Genomic DNA, 13,011 nt, shown 5'->3' on the forward strand with positions numbered 1-13,011 from the left:
AATGATTCCGCTGTCATTCGCCCAACGTCGTTACTGGTTTCTGCACCAACTGGAGGGTGAGGAGACCTGGAACATGACGGCGGCGTTGCGGCTGACCGGGTCACTGGACCAGGCCGCCCTCGCCTCGGCGATCCAGGACGTGGTCGAGCGGCACGAGATCCTGCGCACCACGTACGTGCCGACCGACGACGGTGAGCCGCACCAGCGGATCCTGCCGGTGGCGGAGGCGTTGGCGCAGACGCGGATGCCGGTGGTCGAGGTGGCACCGGACGGCGTGGCCGGCGCGATCGACGAGGCCGTCGCGCACGGGTTCGACCTGGCGGCCGAGATCCCGTTCCGGGCCAGTCTGTTGCGCTGCTCGCCCCGGGAACACGTGCTGGTCCTGGTCATCCACCACATCGCGACGGACGGCAGCTCGAGCGCGCCGCTGGCCCGGGATCTTGCCGAGGCCTACGCCGCCCGCCGGGACGGTCGGGCGCCGACCTGGGAGCCGCTGCCCGTGCAGTACAAGGACTACACGCTGTGGCAGCGCGAGGTGCTCGGCGACCTGGCGGACCCGAACAGTCTCGGCGCGCAGCAGCTCGAGTACTGGCGCACCGCGCTTGCCGGGGTGCCGCAGCCGCTCCGCCTGCCGCTGGACCGCCCGCGGACCGCGGAACTGTCCACACACGGCGACACGGTCGGCTTCGTCGTGCGGCCGGAGGTGGCTGGCGGACTGGAGAAGCTGGCCGCCGATCACGGAATGACCACGTCGATGGTCGTGCAAGCCGCGCTGGCGTTGCTGCTGTGCAAGCTCGGCGGCGGGGAGGACGTGCCGATCGGCTCGCCGATCGCCGGGCGGACCGACGAAGCGCTTGCCGACCTGATCGGGTGCTTCGTCAACAACCTGGTGCTGCGCGTGGACCTCTCCGGTGACCCGTCGTTCACCGACCTGCTCAGGCAGGTGCGGAACAAGGCGCTGGCGTCTTACGAGCACCAGGACGTGCCGTTCGACGTGCTCGTCGAGTCGATCAACCCGGACCGCTCCACGGCGTACCGGCCGCTGTTCCAGGTGATGTGCGGCTGGCAGAACTTCGCCAAGCCGGTCCTCGAGTTCCCCGGGCTCGACGCGGAGTTCGTGCAGGCCCTCACCTCGAAGACCATGGTGGACCTGTTCTTCAGCATGACGATGGCCGACTCGGGAACGCTGTACGGCGACATCCAGTACGGGACCAAGCTGTTCGACCGGGACACGGTCGAGGCCATGGCCGCTCGGTTCGCGCAGGTTCTCGAGCAGGTGGTCGCCGATCCTGACACCCGCGTCGGTGATGTCGACGTGCTGATCGCGGGGGAGCGGGAGCGGCTGCTGGACGAGGTGAACGACACCGCCGAGCCGACCCTGGAGCCGGGGCTGCTGGCAGCGGTGCACCGGCAGGTACGGGCGAGTCCGGCGGCACTTGCCGTCATCGGCGAGGAGGAGTCGCTCACCTACCAGGAGTTGGACAAGCGGTCGAACCGGCTGGCGCACTGGTTGGTCGACCGCGGGGTGCGGGCCGAGTCGCTGGTCGCCGTGTGCCTGCCCCGGACCGTGGACCTGATCGTGGCACTGCTGGCGGTGCAGAAGTCCGGTGGCGCCTACGTTCCGATCGATCCGGACCACCCGCGTTCCCGGATCGACCACATCCTCGAGCAGGCGGATCCGGTGCTGGTGCTCGATGCCGATGCGCTGGCCGGTGCGGACTGCTCCGGGTATCCGGACGTGGCACCGGAGGTGGTCGTCCGGCCGGAGAACACCCAGTACGTGATCTACACGTCGGGGTCGACCGGGACCCCGAAGGGCGTGACGATCACGCGCGGCGCGCTGGCGAACTACCTGGCATCGGTGCGCCAGCGGTTCCCGCTGGCGCCCGCGGAGCGGATGCTGTTCAGCACCACGGTGTCGTTCGACATGGCGAACACCGAGCTGTACCTCCCGTTCATCTGCGGCGCGACCATGGTCATGGCGCGCAAGGACACCGTCACCGACCCGGCGGCCGTGCTGGAGCTCATCCGCCGCCACGGGGTCACCGCGGTGCAGGCCACGCCCGGGTTCTGGCAGCTGCTGCTGACGCACGAGCCGGAGGCCGCGCAGGGGCTGCGGATCATCACCGGCGCGGAGGCCGTGCCGGTACGGCTGGCCGAGACCTTGGCGGGGCAGGCCGCCGAAGTGGGCAACTGGTACGGCCCGACCGAGACGACGACGTGGTCGACCATGGCGACCGTGACGGCGGGGACGGGGGTGGCGATCGGGACGCCGGTCGGGAACACCCAGGTGTACCTGCTCGACGCGCGGTTGCACCCGGTTCCGCGCGGGGTGCCGGGCGAGCTGTACATCGCCGGTGCCGGGGTGGCCCGCGGGTACCAGGGCCGGCCGGACCTGACCGCGGAGCGGTTCGTGCCGTGCCCGTTCGGCGCGGCCGGGACGCGGATGTACCGCACCGGGGATCTGGCGCGGTGGAACAAGAACGGCGACCTGGAGTACATCGCGCGGACCGATCACCAGGTGAAGGTCCGGGGGTTCCGGATCGAGCTGAGTGAGATCGAGCATGTGCTTGCCGGCCACGCCGGGGTGGCGCAGGCGGCGGTCGTGGTGCGCGAGAACCAGGACGGCGACAAGCGCATCGTCGGGTACGTGGTGCCCGAGCCCGGCGCCGATGTCCCGGCGGACGAGCTGTCCGAGTACCTGCGCGGGCGGCTGCCGGACTACATGGTGCCGTCCGCGGTGATCTCGCTGCCGGAGCTTCCGCTGACCCCGAACGGGAAGCTCGACCGGCGGGCACTGCCGGCGGAGGACCCGGCCATCGTCATCGGCCGCGAGCCGCGCAACGCGCACGAGGAGAAGCTGTGTGCGCTCTTCGCCGAGTTGCTCGGCCGGGAGAAGGTCGGTATCGACGAGAGCTTCTTCGAGCTCGGCGGGCACTCGCTCCTGGCCGCCCGGCTCAGCCGCCGCATCGCCGGCGAGTTCGACATCGTCTTCCCGCTCAAGACGATCATCAAGTTTCCCACGGTGGCCGAGCTTGCCGTGCTGTTGCTCGGCGGCGACACTCCCGTGGACCTCGCCGACCCGTTCGCGGTCGTGTTGCCGTTGAACAGCGATCCCGGTACCGGGAAGCCGCCGATGTGGTTCTTCCACGGCGGGGGCGGTCTTGGCTGGGCGTACTTCAGTTTCGTGCTGCACGTACACGACCGGCCGGCCTACGCCCTGCAGTCCCGCGGCTCCGACGGCGAGTCGCCGCTCGCGGGTTCGGTGCAGGAGATGGTCGACGACTACGTCACCGAGATGCTGAAGATCCAACCGGACGGGCCGTTCTACCTGATCGGCTGGTCCTACGGCGGCACCATGGTGCAGGCCATCGCGGATGCGCTCGACCGGCGTGGCCACGAGATCGCCCTGGTGGCCATCCTGGACGCCCAGCCGGGAGGCCACGGATTCACCGAGATCCACGCCGGAAAGCAGCTCTCGGAGTACCGGGCGGAGCTCGAGGACCACTTCGGCCAGTACATCGGCACCAAGAACATGGGCGATTTCCTGGATGCCATGTCGAAGGTACTGGCCAACAACATGGGCCGCATGATGGAGTTCGAATCGCCGGTCTACCGGGGCGATGTGGTGTTCTTCAACGCGACGCTTCAGGACGAGCACTACATGCATCTGTGGCGGCCGTACGTCCTCGGTGCCATCGAGGTGCACGATGTCCGCGCCGTGCACCACGAAATGCATCTGCCCGGACCCGTGGCCGAGGTGTTCGAGGTAATCAACCGCAAGCTGGCTGAGTGACCGGAAATCGATTTCCGCAGCCGGTCGAAACGAACCATCGAATGGAGATTGGGGTTGGTCGGGGTGACAGAACCCGGCAGGTCCGAAGAACACGGCGAGCAGGTCACGCTGCTGTGCGTGCCGTTCGCGGGAGCAGGTCCTTCGTTCTTCCATCCGTGGCGGGAGCTGTCCGCCGGCCGGTGGCGAGTGACCTCGATCGAGCTGCCCGGCCGGGAGCGGCGGATCCTGGAGACGCCGTACCGCAACGTCGTCGAAGCGGCCAAGAACGAGATCGACGACGTCGTCGCCGACCTCGGCGCGGGGGCGCGGACCGTCCTGTTCGGACACAGCCTCGGCGCGGTGCTCGCCTACGAGCTGGTGCACCTGCTGAGCACCCGCGGTGTGCAGGTCGAGCGGCTGGTCGTCAGTGGTTCCCCGGGGCCGTGGACCCAGCGTGAGCGGCGGGCGGCGGGGCTCCCGGACGAGGAGTTCCTCGCCAGGGTCGAGGAGTTCGCCGGATTTCGGCACGAGGCGCTCGACCATCCGGAGATGCGGGAACTGATTCTCCCCGCGTTGCAGGCCGACTGTGAGATGCACGAGGACTACGTCCCGAGCACCGACGAACCGGTGTCGGTGCCGATCTGCTCGCTGCGCGGCAGTTCGGACGGACTGGTCACCGCGGACGAGGCCCGGCAGTGGCGGGCGGCGACCACGGGTGCGTTCAGCTATGCGGAGTTCCCTGGCGACCACATGTATCTGGTCGACCTCGGCCGGGAGGTGCTGGACGTGATCGAGGCGGAGTCCGCCCGCGATCGCTGATCAACCAGAAGGCGGCGCCCGTCAGGACAACCAGGTCTTGACGGGCGCCGTCATGCGAGCCCGAACCGACCGGCAGCATTGCGGGCCCGGTCGGTTCGGGCGGTGTCTCACTTGGATTGGGCCGGGCCGAACCAGGTGGTGAGGGCGGTCCGGAGGGCGGCGGTGTCGGGTGCGTCGCCGGCGTCGGCCGCCCAGGCGACATGGCCGTCGGGCCGGATGAGCAGCGCGGCGGGGGCGGGGATCTCGCCGATCGCCGGGACGGGCCAGTGGTCGTCCTCGCTGCGCGCCTCGACGAGGTCGACGCGATCGGCCCAGCCTTCGGCGGCCGCCGCCACCTCGGTGCTGCCGTGCAGGTCGAGCAGGACCGGTCGGCCGGCATGCAGCAGCTCGTAGACGCGGGTGGCGCCGTCCGCCGTCTTGAGGTCGGCGTCGGGGACCCGGCGGCCGTCCAGCGGGTGGTCGCCGTCGGTCGGGTACCGGATGTCCAGAGCGGTGAGCATGCCGCGCAGATACTGGTTGACGTCGTCGAACACCATGAGTGAGCCGAACACTTCGCGCAGTGCGTCGGTCTGGGGGCCGGGGCGGGCCAGGGCCGCCTGCGCCCGGGTGTTGTGCAGAACGCGTGCCGCGACGGGGTGGCGCTCGGCGTGGTAGCTGTCCAGCAGGCTCTCCGGCGCCTGGCCGCGCACCACCGAGGCGAGCTTCCAGCCGAGATTGACCGCGTCCTGTACGCCCATGTTCAGCCCCTGCCCGCCGGCCGGGAAGTGGATGTGCGCGGCGTCGCCGGCGAGCAGCACCCGGCCCGCCCGGTACCGGGCGGCCTGCCGTGCGGCGTCGTTGAACCGGGAGATCCACCTGGGACTGCGCATGCCGTAGTCGGTGCCCGCGAGCCTGATCAGCGACTCCCGGAGCCGCTCGAACGTCGGGGGGTCGTCGCGGTCCGCGTCCCGGTCGTACTCGGAGGTGATCACCCGGTGCCAGCCCGGCTCGAAGGCGATCGCCGAGAAGTCGCCGGTCGGGCAGCGCCGCACCCAGACGTAGTCCTCGGGCAGATCGGGGAGTTCGACGTCACCGATCAGCGCGGTCATCGTCGCCGGAGTGCCGGGGAAGTCGATGCCCGCCAGCTTGCGCACCGCGCTGCGCCCACCGTCGCAGCCCACGAGGTAGCGGGCGCGCAGCGTGGCGGTGGTCGCCTGGGCCGTACCCACCTCGACCGTCACGCCGGTCCCGTCCTGGCGGATCCCGCGCACCTCGGACGACCTGCGCACCCGCACGCCGAGCTCGACGGCCCACTCCTCCAGCAGCCGCTCGATGGCGGACTGCAGGATCATCAGCGGGTACGGGTGCCGGGACTCGAACTCGTCGAAGTCCAGATACAGGCCGGAGAAGTGGCCCACCGGCTGCGGTTCGCCGATCGCCAGGAAGCGATCCAGGATTCCGCGCTGGTCCAGCACCTCAAGGGTGCGGGAATGCATCCCGCCGGCGCGCGACTCACCGGTGCGCTCCGCGAGCCGCTCGACCACCAGCACGTCGACGCCCGCCAGCCGCAGCTCACCGGCGAGCATCAGGCCCGTCGGGCCGGCCCCCGCGATCACCACGTCCGCGTCCATGCCGGTGTGTCCCACGTTGTTTCCCCTATTCCACGGCGCCGCTAACGTCGATACATCACCTCCACGTTGACCGAAGGGGATCAGCCGGTCAAGAAACGCGGTGCCGGCCCGGGGAAGCCGCTGCCGAACTTGTCCTGTCCGGTCGGCAGGACATTCTCAAGCGCACCGGACGGGGAACGCCCGACACCACCAACACGGTGTGCCCGGCCACGAATTCAGGCGACACTACGTCTGGCCATTCAATGAATTTTGTCTTGCCGGCAATGACGCGGGCGGGCACTCCCGGTCGGCGGGGAAAGGAAAGACTGGCAATGGAATTGTCGCCGCAGGTCGACCAGCGAGCTGGACAAGCAGAGGTATCGGAACGACAATTCGCGCCGTCGAGTGCGCCGGTGTCGCTGGTGCAGGAGATCGCGGCGTTGTGGGGGGAACACCTCAACTGTCGTGAGGTCGGGGCGGATGACGACTTCTTCGTGCTCGGCGGCAATTCGCTGACCGGCATCAAGATCATCGACCGGGTGGCGCAGGACTACGGCGTCCAGCTTTCCGTGCGCGACTTCTACCTGGCACTGACCCCGGCCCGGGTGGCCGACCTGATCGAGCAGGGGAGGGCGGGCAGGTGAGGTTGACGCCGGGTGCCCCGCGCGACGTCGACCTGGACAGCGTCGACCTGTTCGACCTGGACCTGTACACCTCGGGCGATCCGCACCCGATCTGGGACGTGCTGCGGGCCAAGGCGCCGCTGCACCACCAGGTCCTGCCGGACGGTCGGGAGTTCTGGTCGCTGACCCGGTACGAGGACGTCTGCCGCGTGCTCGGCGACCACCGGGAGTTCACCTCGGAGCGCGGCACGGTGGTCACCCACCTCGGGCAGGACGACGTCGCGGCCGGCAAGTTGATGACCTCCACCGACCCGCCGCGGCACACCGAGGTCCGCAGGGCGATCGGCGCCAAGCTCACCGCGCGGGCGGTGGCGGGCTGGCAGGACCGGATCCGGCAGGCGATCGTGCGCTTCCTCGAGCCGGCGCTCGACGGCGGCACCTTCGACCTGGCCGAGCAGGCGCTGCTCCTCCCGGCGATCGTCACCGGCCCGCTGTTGGGGATCCCGGAGCGGGACTGGGCGGAACTCGTGCAGCTGACCGCGATGGTGACCGCCCCGTCGGATCCCCACTTCCAGCTGGGCAACGAAGCCGCGACGCTGGCCATCTCGCACCACGAGCTGGTCACCTACGTCACCGAGTGGGTGAAGCGGCGGCGGGCGGCCGGAGGTGCGGACGGGAGCCTGCTCGACCACCTGATGAGCGTCCGCGCGGGAGACGCGCCGCTGACCGACGAGGAGATCGCCCTCGACGGGTACAGCATTCTCCTCGGCGCCAACGTGACGACGCCGCACACCGTCTCGGGCACGGTGCAGGCGCTGATCGAGCGGCCGGTGCAGTTCGAGAAGGCGCAGGCCGACCCGTCGCTGATCCCGAACCTGGTCGAGGAAGGGCTGCGCTGGACGTCGGCCGCGTGCAACTTCATGCGGTACGCGGTGCACGACACCGAGATCGGCGGCGGCACGATCCCGGCCCGTGGGGCGGTCGTCGCGTGGATCGGGTCGGCCAACCGGGACGAGTCCCAGTTCACCGACCCGCACGAGTTCGACATCACGCGAAGCAACGCCAAGCGCCAGGTCGCCTTCGGGTTCGGGCCGCACTTCTGCATCGGGGCACCGCTGGCCCGGCTGACCCTGCGCGTCTTCTTCGAAGAGCTGCTCGCGCGGTTCGGATCGATCGAGCTCGCCGGCGAACCGCAGCATCTGCGGTCGTACTTCATCGCCGGGATGACCCACCTGCCCATCGTCGCCCAGAAACGAACCACACCATGACATCCGGTTCCACCCCCTACCCCGCGTCGCCGTGGTTCGTCCGGCCGCAGTCCACCGCGCACCCCGCCCGGATCTTCTGCTTTCCCTTCTCCGGGTCCGGCGGTTCGGCGTTCAGCGCCTGGCCGGCCGCGATCGACGGCGTCGAGGTCTGCCCGGTGCAGTTCCCCGGCCGGGAGAACCGGCTGGCCCACCCGCACTACGACAGCTACGAGAACCTCGCAGCCAGCCTGGTCGAACCGCTGCTGCCGCTGCTCGACCGGCCATTCGCGTTCTTCGGCCACTGCGCGGGTGCGCTGCCCGCGTTCGAGACCGTGGTCCGGCTCGCCGAACTCGGCCTGCCCGAGCCGGCCTGCTTCTTCGTGTCGGGCCAGCCGGCACCGCACGACGCCGCGCGGGACCGGATGTTCACCATGACCGAGGCCGAGCTGCGCGCCGAGGTGGAGTCGTTCATCCGCGGCCGGGGGATCGAGCCGCGGCCGGACATGGTCGATGTCGGCCTGTCCGTGCTGCTCCGTGATCACGCCGCCGCGCGGGCGTACCGGCGGGTGGAGCCGGTCGTGCTGCCCTGCCCGATCGTCGTCGTGCACTGGCGGGACGACCCCGACGTGCACCTCGACGACCTCGAGGGTTGGTGCCTGTACTCGGATTCGGTCGACTTCCGGGTTGTCGACGGCGGCCACTACGACTTCATGGACGCGCCGGACGAGCTGCGGAAGCTGTTGACCTCTTGGCGGTGAGACCGGAAGGAATTCGCATGAGTGGCGCAGCCACCGATATTGCCGTCATCGGGATGTCGTGCCGCTTTCCCGGAGTGCGCGACCTGCGGGAGTTCTGGCGCCTGCTGCTGGACGGGTGTTCGACCGTCGGGACGTTCCCCGCGCACCGGGCGGCCGACTCGAACCACCCGTCCCAGCCGGACGCCGCCGAGCTGAACTCGGGTTCCTTCCTGGACTCGATCGACGGGTTCGACGCGGAGTTCTTCGGCACGCCGCCGGCGGAGGCGGCCGCCATGGACCCGGTGCAGCGGTTGGGGCTGGAACTCGCCTGGGAGGCGGTCGAAGACGCCCGGATCCCGGCGACCGCGCTCGCCGGGCGCGAGATCGATGTCGTGGTCGGCACCGCGCCCTCCGGGTACGACGTGCTGCGCAAGCTGTCCGGCAGCGACCGGGATGACCACTACGCCGCGCTCGGCTCGAGCGGTGCGTTGATCGCGAACCGGATCTCGAGCCTGTTCGACGTCCGCGGCATGAGTTTCTGCGCGGACTCGGGCCAGTCCTCCTCGCTCGTGTCGTTGGCACTGACCTGTGAACGGATCCGCGGCGGCGCGGTCGACCTGGCGATCGCGGGCGGCGTGCACCTGATCGTCGATCCGGCGGCCGGACTCGGCCTTGCGAACCTCGGCGCCTTGTCGCCCGACGGCCGCTGCTTCACCTTCGACGAACGAGCCAACGGGTTCGGCCGGGGCGAGGGTGGGGCGTTCGTCCTGCTGAAGCGGCTCGACCTCGCCGTCGCCGATGGTGATCACATCTACGCCGTGGTCCGCGGCTGGGGCGTCGGCAGCGGCGGTGCGTCCTCCCGGATGCCGGATCCCAGCCCCAGCGGGCAGGCGGCGGCCGTGCTGGCCGCCGTCGAACGCGCGGGTGTCCCGTTCGACGGGGTGGACTACGTGGAGGCGCACGGCACCGGCACCCGGCTCGGCGACCCGGCCGAGATATCCGGTCTGCGCCAGGTGTTCCGGGAGACCGGTCGGACCCGCCCGCTGGCGATCGGCTCGGTGAAGACGAATGTCGGACACCTCGAGCCGGCCGCCGGGATCGTCGGCTTCGTGAAGGCGGCGCTCTGCGTGGACCGCGCGCACCTGGTGCCGAGCCTGAACTTCCGGTCGCCGAACCCGAACATCCCGGACTTCCAGGCGGACTTCGAGGTGCTCCTGGCCGCGCGGCCCTGGCCGAGTGGGCCCGGCCGGCCGCGCCGGGCCGGGGTGTCGGCGTTCGGCATGGGTGGCACCTACGCGCACGTGCTCCTCGAACAAGCCCCCGAGGAGGGGGTCGCGGCCGCGGCCCCGGCCGCCGTGGCCGATTCCGGGGTGCTGCCGTGGGTGCTGTCGGCGCGGTCGGCGCCGGCGTTGCGGGAATGGGCGGCGCGGCTGCGGGATCACCTGGCCGCCGACCCGTCGGTGCCGGCGGTCGATGTGGCGCACTCGCTGCTGTCCACCCGGTCGTTGTTCGAGCACCGCGCGGTCGTGCTCGGCGGCGACCGGGCGGAGGCGCTTGCCGGTCTCGACCTGGTCGCGGCGGGCGGTGACTCGGCGCGGGTGGTTCGCGGGGTGGACTCCGGTCCGGCGGGTCCGGTCGTCTTCGTGTTCCCCGGTCAGGGTTCGCAGTGGCCGGGCATGGGGCGGCGGCTGTACGCGGAGTCGGAGGTCTTCGCGCGCGGGATCGACGAGTGCGCGCGGGCCCTTGCGCCGTGGGTGGACTGGTCCCTTGTGGACGTGGTGACCGGTGCGGAGTCGGCCGCATCGCTGGACCGGGTGGACGTCGTGCAGCCGGCGTTGTGGGCGATGATGGTGTCGCTGGCCCAGGTGTGGCGGTCGCTGGGAGTGGTTCCCGATGTCGTGGTGGGGACCTCGCAGGGCGAGATCGCCGCGGCATGTGTGTCGGGTGCGCTCTCGCTCGAGGACGCGGCGCGGGTCGTCGCCGTGCGCAGCCGGACCTTGACCGAGCTGGCCGGCTCCGGCGGGCTGAGTGCGGTGTTCGCGTCGGACGAATGGGTTCGGGACCGGTTGGGGCGGTGGCCCGGGCGGCTCACCCTGGCGGTGGTCAACGGGCCGGCGTCGGTGGTGATCTCCGGGGACGAGGAGGCGCTGGACCAGTTCGCCGCGATGGCGGCCGGTGCCGGCGTCCGGGTGCGCCGGATCAAAGCGAACTACGCGTCGCACTCCCACCATGTCGAACGCATCCGGGACCGGCTGCTGGCGGCCACTTCGGGCCTGTCGCCGAGAACATCGGCGGTGGAGTTCCACTCGACGGTCACCGGGGGGCCGCTCGACACGCGGAAGCTGGACGGCTCGTACTGGTACGAGAACCTGCGCACGACGGTGCGGTTCGGCGAGGTCGTCGAGCACCTCATGCGCGACCGCGGTGGGGTGTTCGTGGAAGTCAGTCCGCATCCGGTGCTCGCGGTGGCGATGGCGGAGACCGCCGACGCACTGACGGCCTCGCCGGTGCTGGTGGGCACCCTGCACAAGGACGACGGGAGTGCGGGCAAGGTCCTTGCGTCGCTGGCCGAGCTGCACGTGCGCGGTGTGCCGGTGAACTGGGCGGCGGCGTTCGCCGCGGACCGGCCGCGCCGGATCGACCTGCCGACCTATCCGTTCCAGCGGCAGCGGTACTGGCTGACGGCACCCGATGACACCGACACCGCGAACCCGGGCTCCGCCGCGCGGTCCGGCAGGCAACCGTCCGCAAGGACGGCGGAGCTGGGTTCGGAACGATCGGTCCTCGATCTGGTCTGCGCCGAGGCGGCAGCGGTGCTGAGCACGGAGGACCGGGAGCTGACCGGCGTCGATCTCGCGGCAAGGTCGACCGACACCTTCAAGGATCTGGGTTTCGACTCCCTGATGGCCGTGCGGCTGCGCAACCGGCTCACCGAGGCGGCCGGAGTGCGGCTCCCGGCCACCGTCGCGTTCACCTACCCCACCCCGCAAACGCTCGCGCTGCACATCTTCGCCCTCCTCGAACCGGAGGTGCCCGATGTCTTGGAAACGGTGGCGGACACGAGTCCGGAAAGCGGCACCGACGACGATTTGTACGCCTTGATCGAGCGCGGATACGTGTAGCACCGCCTGTTCGTCCAAGCATGAGTTCGGGAGGTCCCCGGTGGAGGATGTCGACAAGCTCCGGTCCTACTTGCGGCGCGCCGTCGGCGATGCGCAGACCCTGCGCGAGCGGGTGCGCGAGTTGGAGGAGTCCACTTGCGAGCCCGTCGCGGTCGTGGGCTTGGGGTGTCGCTTCCCCGGTGGCGCGACCTCCCCGGAAGGGCTGTGGGCAGTGGTGTCCGGTGGTGTGGACGCGCTGGATGACCTCCCGCTGGACCGTGGGTGGGACCCGGCGGTGTACGACCCGGATCCCGAGTCGCCGGGCAAGACGTACACGCGCCGCGGTGGCTTTCTGCCTGATATCGCGGAGTTCGACGCGGAGTTCTTCGGGATCAGTCCGCGCGAGGCGCTGGCGATGGATCCGCAGCAGCGGCTGATGCTGGAGACGTCGTGGGAAGCGTTGGAACGGGCGGGAATCGACCCGGCCGGGCTGCGGGGTTCGGCGACCGGGGTGTTCACCGGGCTCTACGCCGTCGACTACGGCCCGCGGATGGGCGGCGGGGCGGCCGGCGAGGTGGAGGGTTACGCGCTCACCGGGACCTACACCAGCTTGGCCTCGGGCCGGGTGTCCTATGCGCTGGGTCTGGAGGGCCCGGCGGTGTCGATCGACACCGCGTGCTCGTCGTCGCTCGTCGCCGTGCACCAGGCCGTGCATTCCCTGCGTTCCGGGGAGTGCACGTTGGCGTTGGCCGGTGGGGTGTCGACGATGTCGACCCCGGGCCTGCTCGTGGAGTTCGCTCGGCAGCGGGGTTTGTCGGTGGATGGGCGGTGTAAGGCGTTTGCTGAGGCGGCGGATGGCACCGGGTTTGCCGAGGGTGTGGGTGTGCTGGTGTTGGAGCGGTTGTCCGACGCGCGGCGCAACGGGCGTCGGGTTTGGGCGGTGATTCGTGGTTCGGCGGTGAATCAGGATGGGGCGTCCAACGGTGTGACCGCGCCGAACGGGTTGGCGCAGCGGCGGGTGATTGAGGCGGCGTTGGCGAATGCTCGGTTGCGGGGGGGTGATGTGGATGTGGTTGAGGCGCATGGGACTGGGACGAGGTTGGGGGATCCGATCGAGGCC

At 70.4% G+C, this 13,011-nt stretch carries 8 protein-coding genes; 7 read left to right on the forward strand and 1 reads right to left on the reverse strand.

Translation table 11 applies throughout. From position 1 onward, the window contains the following. Position 1 precedes the first annotated feature (1 nt). Together VFV67_RS17140 and VFV67_RS17145 are read left to right on the forward strand one after the other, a co-directional pair. Positions 2–3,796 (forward strand): amino acid adenylation domain-containing protein, encoded by a 3,795-nt coding sequence (locus tag VFV67_RS17140; protein WP_326471176.1) that lies wholly within the window; start codon positions 2–4, stop codon positions 3,794–3,796. 63 nt (positions 3,797–3,859) lie between these two features. Next, positions 3,860–4,594 carry a thioesterase II family protein gene (locus tag VFV67_RS17145; protein WP_326471178.1) on the forward strand — a complete coding sequence of 245 codons (735 nt, stop codon included), beginning with the start codon at positions 3,860–3,862 and terminating at the stop codon, positions 4,592–4,594. Positions 4,595–4,701: 107 nt separating this feature from the next. On the opposite strand, the gene VFV67_RS17150 is transcribed toward VFV67_RS17145, so the two are convergent. Continuing rightward, a complete protein-coding gene (locus VFV67_RS17150; protein ID WP_326471179.1) occupies positions 4,702–6,219 on the reverse strand; it encodes an FAD-dependent monooxygenase in 1,518 nt (505 codons plus the stop codon). A gap of 377 nt (positions 6,220–6,596) precedes the next feature. Between VFV67_RS17150 and VFV67_RS17155 the strand changes: the two genes are divergently transcribed. The 5 genes from VFV67_RS17155 to VFV67_RS17175 form a co-directional block, all read left to right on the forward strand. Continuing rightward, positions 6,597–6,827 (forward strand): phosphopantetheine-binding protein, encoded by a 231-nt coding sequence (locus VFV67_RS17155; protein ID WP_326471181.1) that lies wholly within the window; start codon positions 6,597–6,599, stop codon positions 6,825–6,827. Further along, the gene (locus tag VFV67_RS17160; RefSeq protein WP_326471183.1) at positions 6,824–8,074 is read left to right on the forward strand and encodes a cytochrome P450; all 1,251 of its coding nucleotides are present in this window, start codon (positions 6,824–6,826) and stop codon (positions 8,072–8,074) included. Before VFV67_RS17155 ends, VFV67_RS17160 begins: the two co-directional genes overlap by 4 nt. After that, entirely contained in the window at positions 8,071–8,811 is a 741-nt protein-coding gene (locus VFV67_RS17165) for a thioesterase II family protein (protein ID WP_326471185.1), read from the forward strand. Before VFV67_RS17160 ends, VFV67_RS17165 begins: the two co-directional genes overlap by 4 nt. A 17-nt stretch (positions 8,812–8,828) precedes the next feature. Continuing rightward, positions 8,829–11,912 carry a type I polyketide synthase gene (locus tag VFV67_RS17170; protein WP_326471186.1) on the forward strand — a complete coding sequence of 1,028 codons (3,084 nt, stop codon included), beginning with the start codon at positions 8,829–8,831 and terminating at the stop codon, positions 11,910–11,912. 40 nt (positions 11,913–11,952) lie between these two features. After that, positions 11,953–13,011, forward strand: a 1,059-nt coding sequence (locus VFV67_RS17175; RefSeq protein ID WP_326471188.1) for a beta-ketoacyl synthase N-terminal-like domain-containing protein, incomplete at its 3' end; no start/stop codon positions are given.

Origin of the sequence: Actinophytocola sp. (genome assembly GCF_035762905.1) — a bacterium.
Classification (GTDB): Bacteria; Actinomycetota; Actinomycetes; order Mycobacteriales; family Pseudonocardiaceae; genus DASYTH01.